This is a genomic window from Echinicola jeungdonensis, assembly GCF_030409905.1.
Lineage (GTDB): Bacteria > Bacteroidota > Bacteroidia > Cytophagales > Cyclobacteriaceae > Echinicola > Echinicola jeungdonensis.
In genome coordinates this window covers 20,031-45,501 of sequence record NZ_JAUFQT010000001.1, presented here as the reverse complement: position 1 = coordinate 45,501, position 25,471 = coordinate 20,031, and the positions used below count along the sequence as shown (strand labels likewise).

Here is a 25,471-nt window from a genome sequence, read left to right as displayed (position 1 = left end):
ATCAATAAATTCCTTAAAAAAATATTTTTTGGGAATTTCATTTTCAACTTTCTTTTCTAGTAAAAAACGCGATAATTTATTCACCTAATAATATACTAATTAATGGGGTCTAAATGCTTTTTTGAATTTGTTATTTTGTTATTTATGTAAATAAATTATAACTTAAGTATAGGTTAAAACAAATAAGATTTTGATTAATTTCTCCACCTAAATTTGAATTAGTCCAACCTTAATAAAAAGCTCTTTGAATTATCAGTCTTTAAAGTTTTTAAATGAATCAAGGTTTTATTGAAATTTTATGAGATTGAATCCAGTTCAAAGTAACCTGTAATTTCATTAATTAGGCAAAAAAGAATCGCCAATCAATCTATATGTTAACATCTGAAAAACTATTGCGGTTTTTAGCTGATAAATTTCTTATCAATGGGGAAAAAGCCATTAACATTGGTCGAAATATTAAGGTGGCGTTCAAATCTTCAGCCACATAATTTGGCATATCGATTTTTAAAGGATGGAGAATGCGATGAAGAAACTATTTCCTACAAAGAATTAGATCGCCAGGCCCGATCCATCGGAGCACTTTTGCAAGAAACAATAAATGAAGGTGAACGCGCCATTATTTTACATTCTTCAGGCTTGGATTTCATTATATCCTTTCTTGGTTGTTTGTATGCTAAAATAATTGCTGTTCCAGTCTCACCTCCCCATCCAGCCCGTCTTGAAACAACATTGGAAACAACGCTTAGGATAATTGAAAATGCTAAGCCTAAGGTAGCGCTTTTAAGTAATTCACTTTTTAGGTCAATACAAATAGGAAGCGGTTTGAAAGAAAAGTTCAAATCGCTAAAATTATTGGCAACTGAGGGGATTGACACTGAGGAATTGTCAAAAAATTGGGAGCAATCGGATTATAATGGTGAAGAACTCGCTTTTCTACAATATACATCCGGGTCAACTTTCTTCCCAAAAGGGGTAATGGTGAGTCATAACAACCTGATGCATAATCAGGAGATTATCCAAGAGTGTTTTGGGCATACCCATGAGAGCCGAGGAGTCATTTGGTTACCCCCTTATCACGATATGGGACTCATTGGGGGATTTTTACAGCCCCTTTTTACAGGTTTTACGGTAACAATAATTCCCAATTTGATGATTTTACAAAAACCAATCCGTTGGCTACAAGCGATCACGCGATATAAAGCTACCAGTAGCGGTGGGCCAAACTTTGCTTATGATGTTTGCTTGAAAAAGGTCAAACCAGAAGATAGAGATCAACTTGATTTAAGCACTTGGGAAGTTGCTTTTAATGGGGCGGAGCCCATAAGAAAAAATACATTGGATAAATTTACCGAATTCTTTGCCCCTTGTGGTTTTAGGAAGGAAGCTTTTTTGCCCTGCTACGGATTGGCAGAAGCTACTTTGATGGTAACCGGAGGAGCAAAAAACCGCAGGTTTGTATCTCAGAAACTTTTAAAGTCCGGACTGGAAAAAAACAAAGTTGTTTTTTCCAAAGGATCAGAAGAGGACATAGCACAAATAGTAGGGTGTGGGAAAAAATTTGACAGTATTAAAATAAAGATTGTTAATCCGGAAAATCTGAATTCTTGTGATCCCAATGAAATAGGGGAAGTATGGGTTGCCGGTCAAAGCATAGCAAAGGGGTATTGGAACAACCCTTTGGAATCTTCAGTGACTTTTGGAGGGTACTTGTCAGAAACTGGTGAAGGCCCCTTTTTACGAACAGGGGATTTAGGGTTTGTATTTGAAGATGAGTTATACATCACTGGTAGACTAAAGGACATAATAATTATTGATGGGAAAAATCACTATGCCCATGATATTGAAAGAACGGTGATTTCTGCTCATCCCAGCATACGGCCTGCAGGTTGCGCGGTTTTTTCAATTGAAAATTCTGAAAAGGATCAAGTGGTAGTAATTGCAGAAATTCAATACTGGTTAATTCAAAATATAGAGGAAGTGAAAAAATCAATACGCCAAGCAGTGGCTGAGCAACATAATGTATCTATATATGATATCAAATTGACTTTGCCTGGAAGCATACCAAGGACCACAAGTGGTAAAATTAGACATTACCTCTGTAAAGAGGATTACCTATCTGGAGTATTAAAAGAAATCACTATGCCATGAAATTTGGAATATTTATTGATTTGCAATTGCCCCGTCCTTGGGCTGAGGGGGATGAGGAAAAGCTTTTTGAGGAAGCTTTGGAGCAAGTAGAGTTGGCCGACCAAATAGGAATTGACTATGTCTGGGTGCAAGAACATCATTTTCTTGAGGAATACTGTCATTCTTCTGCTCCCGAACTTTTCCTTGCCGCATGTAGCCAAAGGACAAAAACAATTCGGTTAGGTCATGGTATTGTGGTGATGTCTCCCAAATTTAATCACCCAGCCAGAGTAGCAGAACGGCTGGCAACCTTGGATATTCTCAGTGGTGGACGTGTAGAATGGGGAACAGGCGAGTCGGGGTCAAGAATGGAGTTAGAGGGGTTTGGAGTTGATTTTGTAGATAAACGTCCCATGTGGGCAGAAGCATTACAAGAAGCTTCCAAAATGATGAGCATGGATCCTTATCCTGGTTTCCAGGGGAAATACTTCTCGATGCCACACAGAAATATAGTCCCAAAACCTTTACAAAAACCACATCCCCCAGTTTGGTCAGCATGCTCCAACCGTGACAGCCTTAAAATGTCCGCCCAACTGGGTATTGGTGCATTGACCTTTGCATTTGTAAATGCTGAAGAAGCTAAATTTTGGGTAGAAGAGTATTATAATACCTTCAAGAGGGAGTGTAACCCTTTAGCACAAGTTGTAAACCCAAATGTTGCAATGTTAACCGGTTTTATGTGTCATGAAGATCATAAAACAGCAAGAAAACTTGGTCAAGAGGGGGCTCAATTTTTTGCATTTGGTTTAGGGCATTATTGGCGTGATGGGGTACATGTACCCGGTAAAACCAACCTATGGAATGAATTCAAAAATCGTCCCCAGTCCATTGATCAACAATTGGAACGAGAACGCAAGAAAGCAGGGATGGGTGGAATTGGAACCCCTAAACAATTGATTGAAAATTTTCAATCCTTGGAAAATGCAGGGGTGGACCAATTGATTCTTTTGCACCAATGTGGCCGCTATCGCCATGAGGAAATATGTAAATCCTTGGAGCTATTTGCTAAAAAGGTATTACCAGAATTCAGGGAAAGAGAGGCTAAGCGGGAAAAAGAAAAACAAGAAGAATTGGCACCATTCATTGCTGAAGCAAATAAAAAAATCATTTCCCATGAAGCAATGAATGACCTTCCCCCAGTGGAAGCCTATCCGCTTTTGTGGGAAAAAAGTAGCTCAAAAGATGCTCAAAAGGTCCCTGATCGTAGGCCAGGCATGACAGCATTTTGGAAAATGCAGGTGGGAGGAAAAAGTTCCAAATAACGAATTAAGGCACAAGGTATATCCTCGGAAAGTTCAAACTAAATCTTATGAATGCGAGGCAAATTCAGGATTGGCTAATTACCCAGATTTCTAAACTACTTCATGTAGAACCTGAAGAAATTGAGCTTGGAGAACCCTTTTCAAGCTATGGCCTTACATCCAGAGATGCAGTAATGCTCTCAGGGGACCTGGAGGAATTATTGGGACATCGACTCTCACCTACACTTGCCTATGAATATCCCAGTATCATAGCACTTTCCCATTATTTGGCGACCTATTCCCCAGGGGAAAAAAAATCAGATAAGGAATCAGTTGATTCAGTCCTTGCTAAGGAACCGATTGCTATAATTGGTTTGGGATGTCGATTTCCAGGAGCAAATGACCCTCAATCCTTTTGGAATTTGCTCATTAATGGCACTGATGCCATTACCGAAATACCAGCTGATCGTTGGCCCAAAGAATTGTTTTATAATCCTGACCCAACAATTCCTGGAAAATCAATCTCAAAATGGGGAGGTTTTTTGGAAAATATTGATCTTTTCGACCCTTTCTTTTTTGGCATATCACCCAATGAGGCAAAACAAATGGATCCCCAACAGAGATTGTTACTGGAGTTATCCTATGAGGCAATTGATAACGCAGGCTTGGGAAAAAAGCAACTAGATGGTTCCCGGACTGGAGTTTTTATAGGTGTTTCCGTAAATGAATATAGCCAACTCCAATTAGAAAACCCATTTGCTATTACCAGCCATTCGGGAACGGGAGCAGGATTATCCATTACGGCTAATCGCATTTCCTATTTTTATAACCTTAAGGGTCCCAGTATGGCTATTGATACGGCATGTTCTTCATCCCTTACTGCAGTATATTTGGCCTGTCAAAGCTTAAAGATTGGAGAATGTACCACCGCACTTGCAGGTGGAGTAAATATGATTTTATCTCCAGCACATTCTATTGGATTTACCAAAGCAGGTGTCCTGTCCCCCGATGGAAGGTGTAAAACATTTGATGCAGATGCTAATGGTTATGTTCGAGGAGAAGGTGGAGGAGTGATAGTCCTAAAGCCACTTTCCTCTGCTTTGGAAGATGGAGACCCCATACATGCTATGATATTAGGAAGTGCGATAGTTCAGGATGGCCGAACCAATGGATTGATAGCACCTAATAAAGAATCCCAGGAATTTTTGTTGAGGGAAGCTTACCGTTCAGCAGGAATTTCACCTCAAAAAGTTCAATATATAGAGGCACATGGTACCGGAACTCTTTTGGGTGATTCTATGGAGGCTTCAGCCATTGGGGCTATCCTGGGTAAAGGCCGGGTAAATAACCATTGTTCAATAGGTTCCGTCAAAACCAATATTGGGCACCTGGAGGCTGCAGCTGGAATTGCCGGGTTAATTAAAGTAGTATTGTCCATTAAAAACAAAATGCTTCCCCCAAGTTTGCATTTTCATTCTCCAAACCCTCATATTCCCTTTGAGGATTTAAATATTCAGGTACAAAGTGAAAAAGAAAGGTGGCCAGCTAGTGATGGACCGATTATCTCTGGTGTAAGTTCTTTCGGCTTCGGAGGAACAAATGTTCATGTGGTATTGTCTGAAGCAATAATGGATAAAAAATCTGATAGCAAAAAAAACAATGCTGTATCAGATTCCATGTTCCACCTTTTACCTCTATCTGCAAACAGTAATGAAAATCTTCAATCGCTTGCAACGAGCTTTAAGCATTTTATTGACTCTGGATATAATGGGGTAATAAAGGACATCTGTTTAGCTGCGGGAAAAAGAAGAAGTGATTATGCTATCCGTTTAGCGATAATGGGGTGTTCTGCCGGAGAATTGTCACTTGGCCTACAGTCATTTATTTCAGGAGTGCCAAGTCCCAATCTTATCTTAGGGGATAAGGCAATGGATCGTTCACCTAAATTGGTATTTGTTTTTTCTGGACAAGGGGGACAGTGGATGGGGATGGGTAGAGAACTGCTCAAAAGGGAAAAAAGATTTTCCCAATTGATTGACCAAATTGATAAAATTATCCAAATCCAGTTCAACTGGTCCTTGAAGGGGGGATTGATGGCTGAGTCTTCAGAGCAAGAATTAGGAGAAATCAATTTCGTACAACCCGCGATATTTGCCATTCAAATTGCCCTTGCAGGACTTTGGAAATCCTGGGGTATAATTCCTGATGTGGTAATAGGTCACAGTATGGGGGAGGTGGCAGCTGCCTACATAGCTGGAATTTTAAGTTTGGAGGATGCTACAAGGATCATTTGCCTAAGAAGTCAACAATTAAAGATTTTAAAAGGGAGGGGAAGGATGCTTGCAACCGAACTGACCCATGATCAGGCAAAAGATCTCATAAAAGATTGTAAAGAAGAAGTATCCGTGGCCGCGATTAATGGACCTTCTTCTACAGTGCTTTCTGGGGACCCTGAAATACTTGAGGAAATAAAAAATATCCTTGATCACCAAAACCTATTCTGCAGGTGGGTAAAAGTTGATATTGCTTCTCACAGTCCCCAAATAGATGTACTTCGTGTTGAATTGTTAAGGCTTTTGGGAGAAATTGACTCCAGGCCTCCAAAGATCCCCATATTTTCCACTTTAACAGGTACCAATGGAGACCATCTTACATACGATGCTGAATATTGGGTAGATAACATCAGAAAACCAGTGTTGTTTTTGGAAGCAATAAAAAAAGTGCTTGGGGAGGGATTTTTTAACTTTATAGAAATCGGACCACATCCTATTTTACTCAGTTCAATACAACAATCATACTCTGGTCAGGATCAGGAAATAAATTTACTTCCTTCTATGAGCAGGGGGGAATCAGAAAGGGAAATCCTAATTAAGTCTTTGGGAAGGCTATACACAAGAGGTTTTTCTGTATCCTGGGACCACCTTTATCCTGGAAAAGGAAAATATGTTTTTATTCCTCCTATTTCATGGCAACGGCAACGCTATTGGATTGATAATCCTTCTCCAAATCTCACCACCACTTGTGTCAAAAGGGGGAATAATACATCATCTTCCGCAAAGGCCTTGTTGGGTTCCCGGGTAGAAATTGCAAAAAAAACATCCCATTACATATGGCAATCCGAGATCAATACTGCCATGGTTCCTTTTCTAAGGGATCATCTTATTGAGGGCGAAATAGTACTTCCTGCTTCAGTTTACCTTGAAATGGCACTTCAAGCGGCCAAAGAATCAGGTTTGTTGGCAACCCACGTGATGAGGGACATTACTTTTTTGGAAAAAATGGTGTTGGTAGAAGAAAAATCAAAATTGCTGCAGACTCATTTGGTTCCTGCAAAAAATGGGAGGTACTCCTTCAATGTTTATGGAAAATGGAATTCAGATTGGGTTCATTATGCTTCGGTAAATTTTCATCCTGCCCAAGATGTTTTGGTTGCAATTGATTTCAGTATTACCACAAAAAAATTTCATAAAAAAATTGATAAACCTGACTTTTTCGGTGCAGAATTTTATAAAAAATTAAGAAATCTGGGGTACCGATATGGAATTTCTTTTCAAGGGATAAAACAGGGTTGGCAATTCGATAAAGAAGCGATGGGGGAAATTGAGCTGCCTGTAACTTTGAAGAACCAGGTCGAGGGATATCAATTTCACCCAGCACTTTTGGATGCTTGTTTTCAGGTCATTGCTGCACTACCCATAATATCTTCCACAAACAACCATTACATACCCTATGGATGTGAGCAAATAAGCTTTTTCTCAACTCCTGGAGGAACCAAGTTATGGAGCCATGTTAAGTTGATTTCAGAAACGGGATTAGAAGTTAGTATGATAAATACTGATATTCAAATCACTGATGAAAATAAGCAAGTTGTTGCAGAATTCAGGGGATTACAATTGAAACGGATTGAAAATAGAATACTTCCCCAATGCCTCAAAAAAGACATCTGGTTCTATCAATTAAAATGGAAGCTAAATAAGGCTTTATTAAAGCAATCCTATTTAGAAAATAAAAAAAGGAATTGGCTAATTTTTGCTGATGACCAAGGTGTAGGGGAAGCATTAGGAAGGAAGTTGGAAGCCAGTGGCCAAAATTGTCATTTTTTGAATGTAAGGGATACCCTTAATTTAAAAGAAGAAGAAATCCATGCAATGATAGAAAATCTTATTAAAGAGATTTCCTCATCTTTCTTTGGAATTATTCATTTATGGAGCCTTTCTATTCCATCACAATTGCCAGGAGAAGCCTCAACCATTGAAGCTCTTGGATGTAATAGCATATTACTTTTATTGAAGGCTCTTGCAGGCCGAATTGCAGGGTCACCGCATTTGTGGCTTGTTACTAGAGGAGCCCAAGCTGTTAAAAATGGTGAGGTAGTAGCATTAGAGCAATCTCCTTTGTGGGGAGTAGGAAAAGCTATCAGTTTTGAACTTCCGGAATTAAATTGTGTCCGCATCGATCTGGATCCTCAACAATCATTGGAATCCACTATAGCCCAACTTGTAGGTCAGTTATTAGTGGAAGATCGGGAGGATCAAATTGCTTTTAGGAATAATGAACGTTTTGTATTACGTCTATTGTCCTTTGAACCTTTCCAAAAATCAAGTATTCCTGAAATTGATATAAGGTCTGATAGCACTTATCTTATTACAGGTGGTTTGGGTGGACTGGGCTTGTCTACGGCCAAATGGATGGTTTCTAAAGGAGCGAAACATTTAGTCCTTTTGGGAAGAAGTGATCCTACTCATTTGATAAAGGATGCTCTTAGGAAAATGGGGAAAGATGGAGCTCAAATAGTTACAATGAAAGCAGATGTTAGTAATGCAGATCAATTGAGGGGAATTTTTACAATAATTAAAAAGGAATTTCCAGATTTGAGGGGAATAGTCCATGCTGCAGGTTTGCTGGATGATGCTGCGCTGGTAAATCTTGATGCAGAAAGGATGAAAAAAGTAATGGCTCCAAAAGTGGCCGGCACTTGGAATCTTCACAATGAGACAATAGGAAGTCCTTTGGATTTTTTTGTTCTTTTTTCCTCAGCGGTTTCAGTTTTAGGGTCACCAGGTCAAGGAAATTATACAGCAGCAAATGCTTATTTGGATGCCATGGCCCATTATCGTCATTCCTTAGGGCTTCCGGCGATCAGTTTCAATTGGGGACCATGGGCAGAAGTAGGGTTGGCGTTTGAAACCAAGGAAAAAATTAAAGAAGAAAAAGCTTTGCCCCAACACTTGGTGAAGGTGATAAAAGTCGAGGAGGGGTTAGAAATTATGGGGAGGTTATCATTAGAACCTAATCCTCAAATTACAGTTTTGCCTTTTGATTTAAAAGATATGTTAGGGCTGTATCCGGCGGCTTCAGCCATGCCATTTTTTGAAGAAGTTGGAGGTAGAGGTACTCTTAAGGCAAGCCTATATTCGAGACCAAATTTACGCCAAAAATATGTGGCTCCCCGAACTAAATTGGAAAAGATGTTGGCCGATTTGTGGCGCCAAACCTTGCATATTGATCAAATCGGAATTTATGATTCTTTCTTTGAACTTGGAGGAGATTCGGTTTTAGCTGCTCAAATCCTTGCCTTGACAAGAAAGTCTTATGGTGTCAGTATCAATCCCAAAGATGCTTTTCAGGCTTTTACAATAGAACGCCTTGCTGGTTTGTTGGAGGATGAAATTGTGAAACAGGTTGATGAAATGAGTGAGGAGGAAATTCAGAGATTAATTTCAGAAAATGACGAAGATGACCAATAAAGACCTTTCTGTTGGAAAACGTGCCCTATTACATAAGTGGTTGCAAAGGGGGGCATCAGGGCTTAACAAAACTTTTATTTCAAAAAAGCCTACGGAAAGTCCATTAAAACTCTCGCTTCCACAACAACGCCAACTTTTTCTTGAATTGCTTGATCGAGGAACGGCAGTAAATAATCTCTCTGTCTTAATCAAATTAAAGGGAAATCTATTTTTGGACGCTTTAGAAAAAAGTACAAATCAAATATTAGAGCGGCATGAATCCCTGCGCACACACTTTGTTTTTGGCCTTGGAATGCCTGTCCCAGAAATTAATCAAAAAGCCAAAATAATTATTCCTGTAATAAACCTAAAGAGCTATGAAACAGAAGACCCCGATAAACTGGTGCGTCAACTAGCTGAAAAGGAAGTTTTGAAACCTTTTGATTTAACCCAGGCACCGTTAATTCAACTTAAATTATTTCAAGCCAACGATCAGGTCCATTATCTGTTAGTGATTGCCCATCACACAGTTGCAGATGGGTGGTCATTGGGGGTTTTTCTAAATGAATTAATTAGTTTTTATAAAGCAAATGTCAAGGGTGAAAATGTTCAATTGATTGATTTGCCCATCCAGTATGCTGATTTTGCTTATTGGCAAAACAGCAAAGCTGCCCAACATGAAGCCCAGTTTTCCCTATCATATTGGAAAGAACAATTAGCTGGCGAAATTCCTATATTGGACTTGCCGATTGATAACCCAAGGGGTTCTAAGCGAACCTTCTCCGGGGGAACGCATCGGTTTGTTCTTTCGAAAGAAATGGCAATTGCTATCGAAGATCTTGCCCGAAAGGAGGATGTTACTCCTTATATGATACTTTTAACCGTCTTTTACATTTTTCTTCATAGATACAGTGGCCAGGAAGATATTATTATTGGCACCCCAGTTGCCAACCGAAGTTACCCAGAGCAGGAGCTTTTAATAGGAGTATTTATCAATACACTTTCACTCCGGGCCAATCTTTCAGGAAATCCAATTTTCCGGAATTTATTAAAACAGGTGAAGAAAGTTGCCTTAGGTGCTTTTGCCCATCAGGATTTGCCCTTTGAGAAATTGGTAGAGGAGCTTAAGCCCAAGCGAGACTTAAATCGTACTCCTCTTTTCCAAGTTGTTTTCAATTTTCAAAATTCACCCCAGCCAAAACTGGAAATGCCCGGTCTTGAGGTTACCTTCCAGGATATTGATACCGGGGTTTCCCAATTTGACCTGACCTTAATGCTTTCCAAGGTGAGGGAACAGTATCATGCAACGTTGGAATACAATAAGGATATTTTTAAACCTACTTCCATCCAAAGGATGTTTATGTCCTTCCCATTACTTTTAGAAAATGCTATACGCTATCCAGAAAGGCCAATATCAAAGTTGAAATACCTGTCTGGAATGCAACTAAGCCCTACTTCTTTATCAAGGAGTCATTCCAAAATTGAATTCCCTAGGGATAAGTGTTTTCATCATTTCTTTGAAGCGCAAGCTGCAAAAAAACCTAATAATATTGCAGTGATCTATAATCATAAGCACTTTTCTTATAGAGAATTAAACTTAAGAGCCAATGCCTTAGCTAAGCAATTGCTTGAAAGGGGAGTTGGTGCAGGTTCAAGGGTAGGCGTTTGGATGAAAAGGTCAATAGAAATGCTGGTAGCTCTTTTGGCAGTTAGTAAGACTGGTGCAGCATATGTTCCTGTACATGCCTCCATCCCAATACGCCGGGTTGAGTTTATTCTAAAGGACGCACAGGTAGGTGTTTTGTTGACGAATATTGAGACCAAAATTTTGGATAATTTTGAGTTATCAATAATCCGCTTAACAGAAAATTCAAAGTTTAAAAATGGGGAGTTTTCAAACCCCAACATTAAAATTGACCCAGAGCAACTTGCTTATATTATCTATACCTCCGGATCAACAGGTACTCCAAAAGGGGTAATGATTAGTCATGCTTCTTTGACAAATTTTCTTTGTTCGATGAGTAAAAGCCCTGGGATTTGTCAGAATGATATCCTGTTAGCAATTACTTCCCTTTCTTTTGATATTGCTGCTTTGGAGCTATTTTTGCCTTTGATGGTAGGAGCAACCATTATTATTGCCAGTGATGAGCTGCTCTCACAACCCCAGGAGCTTTGTGAATCAATAGATAAATTTAAGGTAAGTATTATGCAGGCCACCCCTGCAATTTGGCAATTGCTTCTCGAGACAGAATGGAAAGGTAGGCCAAACTTAAAAGCCTTATGTGGTGGTGATGTTTTGTCACTTCAACTGGCAAATAATCTTTTGGAAAGGGTGGGGAAATTGTGGAATATGTATGGGCCCACTGAAACGACTATTTGGTCCTCTATAAGTTTAATAAAAAAAGGAGATACACGGATTACCATTGGTCAGCCTATTGACAATACGCAGCTTTATATTCTAGACCGGTACCAACAGCAATTGCCGGTAAATGTAGTAGGGGAGCTTCATATTGGAGGGGAAGGAATAGCCCGTGGATATGTAAATATGCCCCAATTGACAGAAAAGAAATTTATACCTGACCCTTTCTCCCTCCAGAAAGGGGCTAAATTGTACAAAACTGGTGATCTAGCAAGGTATTTGGCTGATGGTTCTATTGAAATTTTGGACAGAAAAGATGACCAAGTTAAAATTCAGGGAAATCGAATGGAGTTAGGGGAAATTTCTGCTCTAATGGTTCAACACCCAATAGTAAAAGATGCCATTACCCTTGCCAGGCAAGAAAAATCTGGCGAAAAACGATTAGTCACTTATTTTGTCCCTAAAGCCTTTGATAAACCTCTTGATTTGGGAGAATTGAAAGAGTTTTTGGGTGAAAGACTTCCTAATTATATGATTCCCAACTTCCTTATTCCAATGAACTCATTTCCTTTAACTCCAAATGGAAAGATTAACCGGAAGGCTTTTCCAGTACCAGAAGATGTAAGGCTACTTTCTGGTTATATAGGGCCAAGGTGTGAAGAGGAGCAAATTTTGGTGGAAATTTGGCAAAACATATTAAATATTGAACAGGTGGGAGTGAATGAGAATTTTTTTGACCTTGGTGGAGCATCATTGCAGAGTCTCCAAATGGTGGCCAATGCAAATATGTATGGATTAAAAATAAAAGTAGAAGATATCTTTGAATATCAAACCATCCATGAATTGGCAACTTACCTAAAAGGGGAAAATTACAATATGGGATAATTCCAATAGCGGAGAAAAGGTTCCAGTTTTTCAGTAACAATTTCCCTTTCATTTTTAGCTATTGTATGTTTTAGTTGCACAAAATCCTTCTGTGGTCCAATAAATGATTTTAACTTATCTTTACAATAATCGAAATCTGGAAGGTGGAGAGTTTGATATGTTTTTTGAAGGGTTTCCAGTGGATTTTTTATGAAATCAATATAGGCGAGTTCGGTCAATTGCCCTGGTGGAATTAAATCTTTTGTCTCCAAATACCGTGACATCATTTGAGAATAGGTGTCCAAAATTATTTTATTGACATTGACCTTATTGCTGTTTTGTAAAGCGTAAACTTTTTGAACTACTTTCCAAAAACACTTATTGGAAGCGTATACCTCATAGGGATTACGATGAATGAAAATAAATTTAGCTTTGGGAAAAATGGAAAGCAAAAATTTTATTCTAGCTGTATTGGGTGGACTTTTGAGTACAAGTTGTTTTTGATGATTCGCTATGGAAATTTTTTTGAGCAGATAAACAAACGAATCCTTCCAAGCTTCTAATTCGGATTTTGTAATATTCTCGAAAAGCACATATTTACTAAACTGTTCATTCATCATCCCAGGGAAGAAGTAACCCCATTGGGCCCCTTTTTCATCTAAATAAGTGGTCATTGTGGCATCCTCTTCACCGGGAAAGCGAAAAGATAAGGGTACCCTGTGCACGGAATCTTTTAGTTTAAAAATCCGACAAATAAGCTCAAAAATTGGTAGTAATTTTTTTTCTGTACTTAACATTATTTCAGGTAGTACCATTTGATAATTACTATGATAACCAAAACGGTTGTCCTGCACCAAGCACTGGTGTAGATAAGAAGTTCCACTGCGATAATAACCAAGGATAAAAAGGGGAGACTTTTCAATTTGATGTTGACTGATTTTTTGATCATATAAGGCTAGCTCGATCCACCTGATAGGTTCAAATAATATGATCTTTAACAGCCATGGAGGGGTGTTTTTAAGCTTTGAAGGGTCAATACCACCATTTTTTCTGACCATCTTGTAAAAAGAAAATAAAGGAAGTGGAAAAAAACGGTGCATGAGCTGGCTGTTTTATCTTAATACATATAGCATTTTGAAAAAAAGTTAAAGTTTTTCCTCAATATTTCTCCAGGGAATACATTTATTAAATTTTGATAATTTTAATTCAATTAAAAAAATAAAGACCTGCCCAAGGTTAACTTTTTTTTGGGTAAAACTAATGGGCCATTTTTATTTTTTCACCAAATCTTCTTTTTTGAATGCTATCGTAAATTTTTACATAATCCGAATGTTCTGTCCCCATCAATCTATCCCAAATTCTAAAATATAGTCCATAATTCCCTTTAAAATTTGAATGATGAAGATTATGGTAAACAGAACTATTTATTACTTCAAATAACCAGGAGTTCCTAAACCACTTGGGCATGATTTCAAATCCCAAATGCCCGTAAACGTTTATGGTAAATGTACAAAAATTAAAAGTCAAAAACATTAATGGGTGAATTGGGACCGATAAAACGAGAATTGGAATAAAGAAAACCAAAGTAAATGCTTCCCAAAAATGAAAAGAGTAAGAAGCCCAAGGGGTAGGGGAAATGGATTTATGATGAACCCAATGTATGGTTTTAAAAAATAAGGGAAGATGGTATATCCTATGTAACCAATAAAAGTAAGTGTCATGGATAAATAAGGATAAAATCAAGCTAATAGGCATCCACCATAAGGGATAAGCCGTAATATCCCTGTAAATTTTGGTGTACTCCACCCAAGGACCGCGGATAATGATTATTGCTGCAAGAACAAATATGATATTAGAAACAAGGGAATGAAAAATCTCCCTTTTAAAATCCTTGCCATTGGCCAATCTTTTCTGAATTTTTGCTTTAAAATATTTATAAAAATAAAACTTATAAAAAATCAAAAAGGATACTCCTGCAACTACAAAGTATCGCATAAATGCAATGCCCACCCCGATCAAAAAGGCAATAATATTTTCCATTTTGACTTATGGTTGGATTAATACTAATATTTCAGATTAAGATTTACATCCAATACTTTTTTGGCTATGGTCTTTTTTAATGAGTTTTTGATCCATTTCTTAAACTTTATGGGTATAAGGCCTAATCAAATATTCCAAAGCATAATAAACCACAATTAACTAATAGAAAGTTAGAAAAATTAAATTTTACTTTTTAGAAAAAGTAAAGAATAAATTAATTTTAATTATGATTATCCGCAATCATGCCAGTAAGGATAAATGGAAGCAATAATGAGCCGGTCAAAAAGTTTTTGACCGAAATATTTTCTGTTGAGCTTATAACTAAACTCATCAAGATAGTTTTGCATCATCCTTTCACTTATCATATGGTATGTCTGCAGCTGTTTCTTTAAATTACTTATGGCTATATGAACCCATTTGAGGTTAAAATGGCCTTTATCAGTTCCAGAGACCTCTCTGACATGAACCTCAATACAGTCACCCAGATCTGAGAAGGTGGTACTCTTATCTGTTTGAAGCACTGAGTCCTGATCAATGAATTCTTTGACCAGACCTTGGGCTGTTTTTGCCTCTAAGTTCTTTATCTTCTTCATTTTAAAATATCTACAGCTCTTTTCAAGCTTTCCGGATTCAGGGTTTTCTAAAACTGTCGATTCGGCCATTACCGCTACAATGGACTGTTTTTGACTGCCCCTGCCTCTTTTGAGCTTGTTTTGGGATTTGGCTTTGGTGGCTTTTCCTACAAAGGCCTCATCATATTCTACCATATCCTCAAGCCTATAGATATCATCGCGTTGTCCCATGACCTTCCTGAGTTTATGGTACATCCTGAAAACAGGTTCATACCGCTTCATCCCAAGCTGCCTTTGTAGCTCTGAGGCACTGAAGCTCTTCTTAGTGGCGGTTATGAAGGTCATGGCCAGCAGCCAGGTCCTAATTGGAAGGTTGCTGTTTTCCATAACAGTACCACTCTTGATGCTGGTCCTGAACCCACATGAAGCACATTGAAAGGACTTCTTGTTTTCAAGCCAATAATGACGGTTACAGCTGCACCGTTTGCAAATGATGCCCGATTTTGTCCTTTGTTCTCTAATGAACTTAATACAGGAAGACTCGTCAGGAAACCGATTAATGAAGTTGATTATATTCATGGTCAAAACCGTTTATTTTGACCCAATTTATACAGAGTAATAACTTAACTAAAGCTATTGACACTAACTGTCACTTTTAATTTATTTGGCTACTGGTGTCATTGCGGATATACATAATTTTAATTTTAAAAATAAAATATTCATTATGCGTTTTTTTAAAATAACGAAAAAAATTATAGGTGAAATCATTAGGGGAAGATGCCAGGGAGATCCTCCCTAGTAAGGTAATCACAGCAAAAAAACTGCTGTTTAAACTGGAAATGCTGTTGTGAATTGCTTTCAGAATTATACCTTAGCTAGGTAATCACAGCAGAGTAATTTTGGAAATAGAACAGAGCATTGTTGTGAATTGCTTTCAGAATTATACCTTAGCTAGGTAATCACAGCTATGCCATAAAATTTATTATTAGCCAACTTGTTGTGAATTGCTTTCAGAATTATACCTTAGCTAGGTAATCACAGCTAATAGCATTAATTACACCTGAACCACACGGTTGTGAATTGCTTTCAGAATTATACCTTAGCTAGGTAATCACAGCCTTTCAACATTGTCATGAGTTATTCTTCCGTTGTGAATTGCTTTCAGAATTATACCTTAGCTAGGTAATCACAGCATTTGATACTGAATTTACCGGATCAGTAACGTTGTGAATTGCTTTCAGAATTATACCTTAGCTAGGTAATCACAGCATGCCTTCGAAGCTCTTCAATACCTTGACCGTTGTGAATTGCTTTCAGAATTATACCTTAGCTAGGTAATCACAGCACAAGTGTAATGAATGCCACCGCTATTGTGGTTGTGAATTGCTTTCAGAATTATACCTTAGCTAGGTAATCACAGCTTTTGATATTGAAGGAAAGCCAGATTATGTGTTGTGAATTGCTTTCAGAATTATACCTTAGCTAGGTAATCACAGCTGTATATGAAAACTGCTTCGAGCCTCCTACGTTGTGAATTGCTTTCAGAATTATACCTTAGCTAGGTAATCACAGCGTTTTTGCATAGGAACTGATAGAAACCTGTAGTTGTGAATTGCTTTCAGAATTATACCTTAGCTAGGTAATCACAGCTTTCTTCTGTTTATTAATCCTTTAATTTCCGTTGTGAATTGCTTTCAGAATTATACCTTAGCTAGGTAATCACAGCTGGAAATATTCAACTTCCTCCAGGTAATCAGTTGTGAATTGCTTTCAGAATTATACCTTAGCTAGGTAATCACAGCCTTAGGCGAAAATGAAAATAGAACAATGCAGTTGTGAATTGCTTTCAGAATTATACCTTAGCTAGGTAATCACAGCCTCCTTTTTGTGCCCATGGTAGGCAAGAGGGTTGTGAATTGCTTTCAGAATTATACCTTAGCTAGGTAATCACAGCTGGCCTGTAGTGTTCCGGCTCTCCTATTATGTTGTGAATTGCTTTCAGAATTATACCTTAGCTAGGTAATCACAGCAAATAGGCTCAATCATGCAGAGGAGGATTTGTTGTGAATTGCTTTCAGAATTATACCTTAGCTAGGTAATCACAGCAAAGGGCGCTTTTATAGTTACCAACATTTCGTTGTGAATTGCTTTCAGAATTATACCTTAGCTAGGTAATCACAGCCTATGGTGGCACAGGCCAACAAAGACAATGTTGTGAATTGCTTTCAGAATTATACCTTAGCTAGGTAATCACAGCCCACCCCTAAATTATCCCTATGCAGGAAATGTTGTGAATTGCTTTCAGAATTATACCTTAGCTAGGTAATCACAGCAAGGGGTGCAATATGAATTTAAAGGTCATCGTTGTGAATTGCTTTCAGAATTATACCTTAGCTAGGTAATCACAGCGTCTTTATGTCCTAACATTTTGGAAACTGTGTTGTGAATTGCTTTCAGAATTATACCTTAGCTAGGTAATCACAGCGTTACAAAATCAGGCTCAGAATGTTAATGCGTTGTGAATTGCTTTCAGAATTATACCTTAGCTAGGTAATCACAGCGAATCATTTGAGCGGGGGATATTTGAGGGAGTTGTGAATTGCTTTCAGAATTATACCTTAGCTAGGTAATCACAGCACCTGAAATTACCTGCACTTGGAGCACCTGTTGTGAATTGCTTTCAGAATTATACCTTAGCTAGGTAATCACAGCCAGAGGAGCCGCGAAAAAACAACAAAAGCGGTTGTGAATTGCTTTCAGAATTATACCTTAGCTAGGTAATCACAGCTGTGGGATTTGAGGAGGCTTCATCATGTACGTTGTGAATTGCTTTCAGAATTATACCTTAGCTAGGTAATCACAGCCCCCTCCGATTAGCAAACTCCCTATCTGCCGTTGTGAATTGCTTTCAGAATTATACCTTAGCTAGGTAATCACAGCATACCTCCATGTAAGTGGTTGGTATGCTGTTGTTTAAGTTGATATTTAGAAATAAAAAATCAAGCTGTTTTTGGGTTGTTAAAAAGGATAGTAGGCCAATTTCATTTTTCAAATGATTAAAATAAATCCAATTGTTGGGAGGGAGGTTCATTATCTACACTTTTGGTTCCGTGAAAAATTTCCATCAAGCCAAATTGCCGGTCTGTAATCGACATAATACCCACTTTTCCCTTCGGTGGAAGATTTTTTTTGACCCTTTTGATATGCACATCAGCATTTTCCCGGCTGGGGCAAAACCGCATATAGATGGAAAACTGGAACATGGCAAAGCCATCATCCAGAAGTTTTTTCCGGAAGGAGGAGGCTATCCTCCGGTCCTTTTTGGTTTCCGTTGGCAAATCAAAAAAAACTAAAACCCACAAAGTTCTATATTGGTTAAGTCTTGAAAAATAGCTTTCATCCATATTCGGGGTAAATAATTTTCCGGCTAATGCCTGCAAAACATTCAAATAAAGAACTGGTCGTTCTACTGGCTGCAACCATTAAAGGGCTTTTTTGCCCATCAATAATTACATCCAAGACCGGAATTTGTAATAATTCTCTTTTTAGGCAAGTGGTGAGTTGGGTGATATCTTCTTCTGTGTCCACAATATGGGACACGATCAGGTCAACAAAAGGTCGATAGGGTTCCATAATATCATCGGCCAGACAGTATGCATTGTATTTATTTCGATGCCAAATGCCAACATGGGGTAAAAGACCGGAAGAAACCAATGCTCTGGCAATAACAGCCCTAAGAATGGCATAACCATAATTTAAAAGGTTATTGGGAGGGATACCGGTTTGGTGGCGGTTGAATTCTGGAATATCAAATATATTTTGCCAATATATGGCGGCGGCCTGGGCTTCATGGTTGCCAGTATCCCCGGAATTTACATTTTTGGCCAGGTATTGTAATCGTTTATTTTCTTTCCCTTTATCTTCCAAAAGGCAGGCTTGATTTTGGATTTTGGCCGATACTGTTTGCTGCCAAAGGTTTTTTTTCAATGGGAGGGAAGCATTGAGTTGGTGTTTGATCCTTTCAGTTTGTTCGGTGTGGCCATGGATGGGAAGAAGGAGGCCGTTGGGAAGGTGTTGCCCATTGCAAGTTACTACGGCAACTTTCTGATTATTCAATTTGGCCAATAGTCCATTGGTGATAGTGATCTGCGGATTTTCCAATATGACCATACCGATGTCTTCTATGGGAACTGTCTTATCAGGTTTATCATCTGTAAATGCTATCACCAATTGTTCATGCTTGGTGCTGAGGTAAGCAGGGTTTCCGAAGAAGAGGGTGCGTTTGATCATTTTTATAAGTTTATTACTTACTCTATTTCCAGGTTCTTATTTAATAATATCTCCCTTTTTACCTCCATCATATCATTGATATGAAATATTCCATCAAAGAAGTTCATAAAATAGGTACGCTCTAATAGAGACTTCTTTTCTAAATATTTATAAGCATGCCAGCCTGACCATTTCCAATCGTTTACCGATGTGGCAAACTCGTGTTTTATTGGGTTGAGATGGAAATACAGGAAGATTTCCTGCCATTGGGATGTTGTTTGGATTGGTTTTCTCCTGAAGTTATTGATAAACAAACTTCCTTTTCGTTTATACTTTTTGTTGAAAGTTTGGGCATAAGAACTGAAAAAGTTTGAAAATTGCTTGGAGATTAACTTTCCCAAAGTTTCAAACTTTGGAAAAGTTTTCTTCAAGGCTTCCTCAGACTTTACCCCAACCAAAAAATGAAAATGATTGGGCATCAAGCAAAAAGCATAGGTGTCCACTACATTCCCTAAGTATTTGCTATACTGTTGGAGAAAAAAACGATAATTTTCCTCCTCCCGGAAAATATCCTCCGAGCCACTCGCTTGCCGGACGGGCAGGTTGGCGTGTTTGTAAATATGGTAGGATTGGCCTTGTTCCATAAGATTGGTGGTTTGTGCATATTCAAACCTGTCAGGTCTGGGAGACCTGACAGGTTTTGATATTTTCTAGAATGAGAATATGCCTTAAGGTGTCTTTGTAAGTGTTTGGAAATCCCTTTTTGGATTTGTTGGTGAATGAATTATCTAGTTTCCTGTTTTTAAGCTCTCCATTAAACTTCTTTATTTTCATACTCGTGGTTTCCTATTTTTATTATTCCTGATTTGTTATGGACACTTTTGATATTTCCAAGTCTATCTGTATTAAGCTTAGAACAAAATTCTTTTATCATCACACCATTTACACTTCTTTCCATTTTATTAAGCGCTGAATATTCAACTTTATTTACAATGGCGGTAGATACGTCTTGTCTAAGGAAAAAACATTGATTTCCTGAAGAACTCACCATTTTGTATATCCTTTCTGTTTGTTCCTTGGTTAGATTATTAAAGTCAATGGTGTCAATGTTTTCATCCTCATTTGGCACATACACCAAATCATTTGGAGATAAATAAAACAGTAATTTTTCTTCTTTTTCGTTAATCTCTGGGACAGAAGTCAGCCCCTGTTTTTGCCTTTCTATCACAATATTCAAAGGGATGGTATCATAGCTTCGCTTCCCCTCACCATTTTGATATATGGCAAAAAATAGGTTGGTGCCTTTGGCAGCTTCCACATATTTCTTCCTCTTATTCCCCGTTTCTCCTACTTTAAATTTGTTCCCTTTTGGTTCATAAGTTCTTACCTTTAATATGGGCTTGTGAAATTTCCCCCCATTGAGTTGAATGATATTTTTGTTCATCTCATCAACTCCTTCTGGGGTGAAGGCCAACTGTTCTGGTGCCATAGATTTGCCTTTTTCATCAACCCTGTTTTTATATTTTTTCTAAATGGGCCAGTAGAATTTTTTGGATTCCGGTATCTGTAATTGATCCTTTAATCCGTTTTTCATTGAATGAAGTATCTAAGCTTGTACGTGTTGCTACTAAGTCATTTTCCCAATAATAAATTTCTACTCTAGAAATATCTTGAGTTTTCCACTTGTATTTTCTGTCCTTAAATACTTGGTCAAAAGATTTTTATCATATTTCAATCTTGCTAAGGATTGAACTTCCTTTCTCAACGGCTTATTGACGATATCCGAAATATTGTCCAATGCAACTCCAAGAGAAACTTTCTTCTTTTTTAAACGAAGCTTAATTAGTCCAGAGACAGTGTCTTTATGTATTGGCTTCCTAATAGCCCAGTTAAGTCCTTTTTGTTCCACTATTTCTTTGGACTTTTGGCCGTTTTTTTTAATCCATTTTTCATATTTATTAGTAGCTTTATTTATCACCCTAAGGTTTTGCTTGAAACTTATTACTATGGTTTCTAAAGCGTTTCTGGAATCAATTGTAAAAGTTTCCCAGGGTTTTTGGAAATCTTTTGGCACCTCTCTTTCAATTCTATCTTTGGTTTTTGGGTGGGAGTAAGCGACTTTTACATATTTTCTTAGTTTCCTATTTAGATCAAAGCGTTCCTTAGATTTTGCATATTGGTTATTTAAAAGGTTGACGTGATCACGTGTTGCACAAGCTATAACCAAAGCATCTAAAGCATGGTGTCTGTGGTCAATTCTCTTTTTTTGGAAACCTTTTGACAACTCAAGAGGCACGGTGGGTAAGTATTTTTGATGATTTTTGTTCCAGCTTGTAAAACCTTTTGAATTGGTAAGCTGATTCATCCGTTCGAAGCGGGTTAAGATTATCCCATTCCAAATATCATTCAACCCCCAATCCTGTTTAAGGGTAGCAGTGATTTTTCCGTTACCTGGAATAAGATTTGGAATTGATGCCTTCATCATTAGTTTCTGAACGGACTATATTGGATAGGACTGCTGAAATATACTTGCTTATGTAACGAGTGTCATTTATTTGGCGCTCGATCATCTTCTCCGGAATTTCCTCCATGAGCAATTTGTTCCGCTTTGAAAAGGATTTGGAGTAATGGTCTTTTACAAAAGTTTCATATGTCCTGACCTCAAATATTTTTACGCTCTTGCCAAAACCATTTTCTACTATTTCTCCGTGATGGTTTTTTATAAATTCTAAACCTATTTGATTGTCTTTTAATTTGTTCACGGAAGCTTCACATATTACTTTATTGCTGAAACTGTCATCAAAGTATCGGCTTTGTGGAATAATGTGTTCGATTTCATATTCAGAAGTAAAAAGCTTTGTAAATGGAATGATTTCACCTGTATACGGGGAACGATATTTTTTGTTCAAGCCAAAGCTTATAGCGCAATAATTCCGAAGAAGTAGGGATGGCCTTTTTGCTGATCTTTTCTATATCCTCTGGAATTTCAATATTGGAATTGAGCACTCCATTTTCATAAATTTTAAGAATTTCCTGCTGCATTGGTGAATATGGACGAACATTCTCAAAACCTGTATCATTCTTGAGTTCAGTTAGTAAAGCTTTTATACGAAGATTGGTGTTTTCATTATCCGTAATTTGGTTAGTTATTTGTTTGCGCTTATCTGCAGGATTTTTCATTTCCCGCCCCAATTCCACATGGATTTCATCAAAGAAATCTTTCTTCCCTTCGCCGTATTCTTGCCAAATATCCCTTACTACCCTGAGGGTTTCGGTTACTACTTGCTCTACAATGGGGTTACGCAGTGAGTGCTGCTTGAAATCTTTGATATAACCATCCAAATCAACAACCGAATTCCATTTTTTACTAATATCAGCTTCGGAATGTCTATCATAAACAATATAGCTTGCTAACCAAAGCTGTAAGCCTTGAAAATGATGGTACTCGGTTAATTAATTGCTTTCTCCCTAACCCTATTTTTGATCTTTTCATCAAATTCACCAGTTGTGACTTTATCAATCCTGCTTTTTGTTTTTTCATCAATAGCATCCCAACTCCAATATTTTCCTAAACGTAATAAGGGTAATAATTTTTTAATGGCTTTTAGAGAAAAAGGGCCGTACTCGCTTTTAAACGGGGGAACTTTTTGAAATTTTCCACAAAGGAATTGACATCCAATCGGTGTTTTTCAGCAAAGGTTTTCAGGGCTTTTTCATATTCTATTTTATCTGTGACTGAGTAGATAATATGCCACAAATTGTACTCAATTTCTCTTGTGAAGAAATCAAAAGACATATTTTCGACTTTTTTTAATCTTCTCCTGATTTCATAACCAGTTTCATTACAGGGATATTTTTTTGATTCATCCTTTACAGAATCATACACGTAATTCCATCGGTACTTTGCAGTTTCTGCATTTAACGCTTTTCCCTTCAGTTCTTTAGAGGTAAGCAAATGTTTCAATATAATCTTATGGTCTACCTCTTTTTGCCTCATCAAAAACTCAAAAGATTTTCCCAATCTTCAATGTTGGATAGAAACTGGCCAGTTACATCAACTTCATCCTCCTTTTTGTAGATCTTAAGGTTATACATCCATTGCCAAACCCTGAATTCTTGATAATAAGGATTGGATTTGGGGACAGCATTCAGGTATTTGGTTTTTCTTTTCTCCGTTAATCCTGAAATTTCTGTACTCTAACGAGCATTTTCCTATATTAAATTTTTGGCTTTTTAGAGGCCGTTGGTAAAAAATGATATCCTCAAGGAAAAGGTGTGTAAAATCCTTTTTGCTTAATGCCCATTGGTGTGCATCATTGTTTCTGTATAGTTCTCTCACACATTCGTTGTACAAACCTTCATCCGTTAATTCAGGATGAAATGCCTTTTTTTTTTCCAGAATAGCCTTTAATTCTTCTTTGTAGAATTTACGTTCAATAGTACGGACTAATTTGCCCTTTACTTTTTGACTTGGGTTTTGTAATAGTGTGTCGTAGATATATGCACCTACCGTTTTACTAGAATGGTCAATTTCCTGTTCGGTTTTCTTTTTGATTAGTGTCCAATCATCTTCCTTTGGGGCTCTAAAGCTCCTTTTTTTCATTTCCCTCTTTATCCCTTTTAATTGAGCCATCCTCATCCAGGTCAGTAGTAACAATGAAATCCCTGACTTTATCTTTCCAATCGTATAAATCTGTTTTACTTGAACGTCTATAAACCCATCCATTTTCGAGAATCAGTGAATACCAAGTCTCTCCCTTTTTATTAGTTTCTTCAGCTTTTATATCGATAATTTTCAATGAATAAAACTCGACCAATTTATTAGGATTTTCTTCCTCCTCTTCTCCTCTAAACTGATAGTACCCCCGCTTTTGATTAAAATTTAGGATGACCCAAGCGAGCTCCTCTTTTTCAATTTTCTGAGAAAGTGCTTTTTTTCGTAGGAAATAGATTGTCCAGTCATAAGGGATTAGTTTTCCTTCTTCTAATAACTGTGGTTGACACTTCTTGAAATCAACAAGCATCTCCTCAAATGATTTTTTGAAGATGAATTCTTTATTATTAAAAGCCAGTTTGGGCTCCATTCCCTCTTGAACTTGCCAAGGCGATTCTCGAAATCTATTTGTGAAGAGTAATGCTTAGGGAGAAATCCCAAAATATTCAAAATACGATGTAGCCTTTCCCTACGGAGTAAATGTCTCTCGCGGAGTCTTCGGGTTCCTCTGAAACCTGTTCTTTCAGCCGTTTGGGAAACTGAATTTCCTTTTCCAAATTCTCCTAAAATATCCTGACTCATCGGAATAATCCTACTTCCCATTCCAAGTATTTCACCTTGCTTTTCCTCAAAGTTTTGCGCAACCAAAGCCCACCCAATAGAGTTTGTTCCCAAATCCAGTCCTAATATTCTTTTCATATTATAATTTAATTTATTCTTTATTTAACTTTTTTATTGCCTTTTTAAAATTCATTCCTAAATTGAAATCATAATTCTGAAAGCAATTCACAATAAGGATTATTCCGTTGTGAAAACATTCAAGGCGGGGCAACTCGCCTTTCTTTTTCTACCTCCTATATCCATCATCCACATCATCTGCTGCCTTGTTACTAAGTTTCTCTGTAGCTTCCTTTTCTGGGACGATCAGATTAGTCCAGATGCCTATTCCAAATTGATGCAAAGAAAGTTTAGCATTAACCATGGCATTTAACCTGGCACCAGCATCCATCAGGTTGGCCAGGACAATGTTTTCATAAGCAGGTAAATACCCCAGAAACATATTTTCCCATTTTACCCCAACTGCAATACGGTCATGTTCGTGTTCTGAAAATTGTTCCAAGATTACCAGGTCACCTGCCCGGATTTTCCCAAAACATTTATTTAAAGAATAATACTGGACCCCAAGCAGGTAATTGTCATATATTTGGATGGGCTTGGCAATCAGGTTGGTAACCAATTCAGCTTTAGGAGAAGAGCCTGGTAAAATCAGGGATATGCCTCCCAGTCCAGCCGATTTCAAAAATTCCTTTCGGTTAAGTTTCATAAAATTTTACTTTATGGGTCATTAAAGACCGAAAAACATGGATTAAAAAAGATGTTTACAAGCATCAAAAATAGAATTTTTGAATACAAACTGCGCTCTCCTTTTTTTGAATAAGATGCTTAGAATTAATCTCGTAATCTCTAAAATAACCATTTTATAGTGAAAATAATTACCT

Annotated in this window: 19 protein-coding genes and 1 CRISPR repeat array; of the genes, 4 read left to right on the top strand and 15 right to left on the bottom strand. The window is 37.6% G+C overall.

The window, feature by feature from the left end:
- The first annotated feature begins 423 nt into the window (after positions 1-423).
- From QWY93_RS00215 to QWY93_RS00200, 4 genes are read left to right on the top strand one after another with little or no spacing between them, the layout of a single operon-like run.
- Positions 424-2,148, top strand: a complete 1,725-nt coding sequence (locus tag QWY93_RS00215; RefSeq protein WP_290246181.1) for a fatty acyl-AMP ligase — start codon at positions 424-426, stop codon at positions 2,146-2,148.
- Positions 2,145-3,449 (top strand): LLM class flavin-dependent oxidoreductase, encoded by a 1,305-nt coding sequence (locus QWY93_RS00210; RefSeq protein ID WP_290246180.1) that lies wholly within the window; start codon positions 2,145-2,147, stop codon positions 3,447-3,449. Before QWY93_RS00215 ends, QWY93_RS00210 begins: the two co-directional genes overlap by 4 nt.
- A 47-nt stretch (positions 3,450-3,496) precedes the next feature.
- Positions 3,497-9,175: a type I polyketide synthase gene (locus QWY93_RS00205; protein WP_290246179.1), complete on the top strand. Its 5,679-nt coding sequence runs from the start codon at positions 3,497-3,499 to the stop codon at positions 9,173-9,175.
- The gene (locus tag QWY93_RS00200; RefSeq protein WP_290246178.1) at positions 9,165-12,398 is read left to right on the top strand and encodes a non-ribosomal peptide synthetase; all 3,234 of its coding nucleotides are present in this window, start codon (positions 9,165-9,167) and stop codon (positions 12,396-12,398) included. Before QWY93_RS00205 ends, QWY93_RS00200 begins: the two co-directional genes overlap by 11 nt.
- On the opposite strand, the gene QWY93_RS00195 is transcribed toward QWY93_RS00200, so the two are convergent.
- From QWY93_RS00195 to QWY93_RS00125, 15 genes are all read right to left on the bottom strand, one after another.
- Positions 12,383-13,477 carry a sulfotransferase family protein gene (locus QWY93_RS00195; RefSeq protein WP_290246177.1) on the bottom strand — a complete coding sequence of 365 codons (1,095 nt, stop codon included), beginning with the start codon at positions 13,475-13,477 and terminating at the stop codon, positions 12,383-12,385. The two genes, QWY93_RS00200 and QWY93_RS00195, sit on opposite strands and share 16 nt — an antisense overlap.
- Before the next feature lie 157 nt (positions 13,478-13,634).
- Complete coding sequence (locus QWY93_RS00190; RefSeq protein ID WP_290246176.1) at positions 13,635-14,417, bottom strand: sterol desaturase family protein; 783 nt, start codon at positions 14,415-14,417, stop codon at positions 13,635-13,637.
- Between the two features lie 230 nt (positions 14,418-14,647).
- Positions 14,648-15,568, bottom strand: a complete 921-nt coding sequence (locus QWY93_RS00185; RefSeq protein ID WP_290246175.1) for an IS1595 family transposase — start codon at positions 15,566-15,568, stop codon at positions 14,648-14,650.
- Positions 15,569-15,833: 265 nt separating this feature from the next.
- A CRISPR array of direct repeats spans positions 15,834-17,929; the repeat unit is 46 nt; unit sequence GTTGTGAATTGCTTTCAGAATTATACCTTAGCTAGGTAATCACAGC.
- Between the two features lie 116 nt (positions 17,930-18,045).
- Positions 18,046-18,393, bottom strand: a complete 348-nt coding sequence (cas2, locus tag QWY93_RS00180) for a CRISPR-associated endonuclease Cas2 (protein WP_290246155.1) — start codon at positions 18,391-18,393, stop codon at positions 18,046-18,048.
- Positions 18,386-19,279, bottom strand: a complete 894-nt coding sequence (gene cas1 / locus QWY93_RS00175; protein WP_290246174.1) for a type II CRISPR-associated endonuclease Cas1 — start codon at positions 19,277-19,279, stop codon at positions 18,386-18,388. Before cas1 ends, cas2 begins: the two co-directional genes overlap by 8 nt.
- Before the next feature lie 17 nt (positions 19,280-19,296).
- A complete protein-coding gene (locus QWY93_RS00170) occupies positions 19,297-19,902 on the bottom strand; it encodes a transposase (RefSeq protein ID WP_290246173.1) in 606 nt (201 codons plus the stop codon).
- A gap of 170 nt (positions 19,903-20,072) precedes the next feature.
- Positions 20,073-20,747, bottom strand: a complete 675-nt coding sequence (locus QWY93_RS00165; protein WP_290246172.1) for a hypothetical protein — start codon at positions 20,745-20,747, stop codon at positions 20,073-20,075.
- Positions 20,748-20,912: 165 nt separating this feature from the next.
- Positions 20,913-21,743, bottom strand: a complete 831-nt coding sequence (locus QWY93_RS00160; protein ID WP_290246171.1) for a hypothetical protein — start codon at positions 21,741-21,743, stop codon at positions 20,913-20,915.
- The gene (gene cas9 / locus QWY93_RS00155) at positions 21,706-22,167 is read right to left on the bottom strand and encodes a type II CRISPR RNA-guided endonuclease Cas9 (RefSeq protein WP_290246170.1); all 462 of its coding nucleotides are present in this window, start codon (positions 22,165-22,167) and stop codon (positions 21,706-21,708) included. The genes QWY93_RS00160 and cas9 overlap by 38 nt, the downstream gene beginning before the upstream one ends.
- Complete coding sequence (locus QWY93_RS00150) at positions 22,133-22,600, bottom strand: hypothetical protein (protein WP_290246169.1); 468 nt, start codon at positions 22,598-22,600, stop codon at positions 22,133-22,135. Before QWY93_RS00150 ends, cas9 begins: the two co-directional genes overlap by 35 nt.
- 262 nt (positions 22,601-22,862) lie before the next feature.
- The gene (locus QWY93_RS00145) at positions 22,863-23,255 is read right to left on the bottom strand and encodes a hypothetical protein (RefSeq protein WP_290246168.1); all 393 of its coding nucleotides are present in this window, start codon (positions 23,253-23,255) and stop codon (positions 22,863-22,865) included.
- Between the two features lie 90 nt (positions 23,256-23,345).
- Positions 23,346-23,861, bottom strand: coding sequence for a hypothetical protein (locus QWY93_RS00140; protein ID WP_290246167.1), 516 nt, complete (start codon positions 23,859-23,861; stop codon positions 23,346-23,348).
- Positions 23,842-24,282: a hypothetical protein gene (locus tag QWY93_RS00135; protein ID WP_290246166.1), complete on the bottom strand. Its 441-nt coding sequence runs from the start codon at positions 24,280-24,282 to the stop codon at positions 23,842-23,844. Before QWY93_RS00135 ends, QWY93_RS00140 begins: the two co-directional genes overlap by 20 nt.
- The gene (locus QWY93_RS00130) at positions 24,243-24,671 is read right to left on the bottom strand and encodes a hypothetical protein (RefSeq protein ID WP_290246165.1); all 429 of its coding nucleotides are present in this window, start codon (positions 24,669-24,671) and stop codon (positions 24,243-24,245) included. The genes QWY93_RS00135 and QWY93_RS00130 overlap by 40 nt, the downstream gene beginning before the upstream one ends.
- Positions 24,672-24,819: 148 nt before the next feature.
- Positions 24,820-25,296 (bottom strand): HIRAN domain-containing protein, encoded by a 477-nt coding sequence (locus tag QWY93_RS00125; RefSeq protein WP_290246163.1) that lies wholly within the window; start codon positions 25,294-25,296, stop codon positions 24,820-24,822.
- Between the last annotated feature and the right edge of the window lie 175 nt (positions 25,297-25,471).

What these genes read in the sequence shown, in the direction of transcription:
- QWY93_RS00170 (WP_290246173.1), bottom strand. Translation starts at nt 19,902, where the DNA reads ATGGAACAAGGCCAATCCTACCATATTTACAAACACGCCAACCTGCCC.
- QWY93_RS00215 (WP_290246181.1), top strand. Translation starts at nt 424, where the DNA reads ATGGGGAAAAAGCCATTAACATTGGTCGAAATATTAAGGTGGCGTTCA.
- QWY93_RS00140 (WP_290246167.1), bottom strand. Translation starts at nt 23,861, where the DNA reads ATGAAAAAAAGGAGCTTTAGAGCCCCAAAGGAAGATGATTGGACACTA.
- QWY93_RS00165 (WP_290246172.1), bottom strand. Translation starts at nt 20,747, where the DNA reads ATGGCACCAGAACAGTTGGCCTTCACCCCAGAAGGAGTTGATGAGATG.
- QWY93_RS00190 (WP_290246176.1), bottom strand. Translation starts at nt 14,417, where the DNA reads ATGGAAAATATTATTGCCTTTTTGATCGGGGTGGGCATTGCATTTATG.
- QWY93_RS00145 (WP_290246168.1), bottom strand. Translation starts at nt 23,255, where the DNA reads ATGAGGCAAAAAGAGGTAGACCATAAGATTATATTGAAACATTTGCTT.
- cas1 (WP_290246174.1), bottom strand. Translation starts at nt 19,279, where the DNA reads ATGATCAAACGCACCCTCTTCTTCGGAAACCCTGCTTACCTCAGCACC.
- QWY93_RS00160 (WP_290246171.1), bottom strand. Translation starts at nt 21,743, where the DNA reads ATGATGAAGGCATCAATTCCAAATCTTATTCCAGGTAACGGAAAAATC.
- QWY93_RS00185 (WP_290246175.1), bottom strand. Translation starts at nt 15,568, where the DNA reads ATGAATATAATCAACTTCATTAATCGGTTTCCTGACGAGTCTTCCTGT.
- QWY93_RS00205 (WP_290246179.1), top strand. Translation starts at nt 3,497, where the DNA reads ATGAATGCGAGGCAAATTCAGGATTGGCTAATTACCCAGATTTCTAAA.
- QWY93_RS00130 (WP_290246165.1), bottom strand. Translation starts at nt 24,671, where the DNA reads ATGAAAAGAATATTAGGACTGGATTTGGGAACAAACTCTATTGGGTGG.
- QWY93_RS00135 (WP_290246166.1), bottom strand. Translation starts at nt 24,282, where the DNA reads ATGCTTGTTGATTTCAAGAAGTGTCAACCACAGTTATTAGAAGAAGGA.
- cas2 (WP_290246155.1), bottom strand. Translation starts at nt 18,393, where the DNA reads ATGGATGAAAGCTATTTTTCAAGACTTAACCAATATAGAACTTTGTGG.
- QWY93_RS00195 (WP_290246177.1), bottom strand. Translation starts at nt 13,477, where the DNA reads ATGCACCGTTTTTTTCCACTTCCTTTATTTTCTTTTTACAAGATGGTC.
- QWY93_RS00125 (WP_290246163.1), bottom strand. Translation starts at nt 25,296, where the DNA reads ATGAAACTTAACCGAAAGGAATTTTTGAAATCGGCTGGACTGGGAGGC.
- QWY93_RS00200 (WP_290246178.1), top strand. Translation starts at nt 9,165, where the DNA reads ATGACCAATAAAGACCTTTCTGTTGGAAAACGTGCCCTATTACATAAG.
- QWY93_RS00210 (WP_290246180.1), top strand. Translation starts at nt 2,145, where the DNA reads ATGAAATTTGGAATATTTATTGATTTGCAATTGCCCCGTCCTTGGGCT.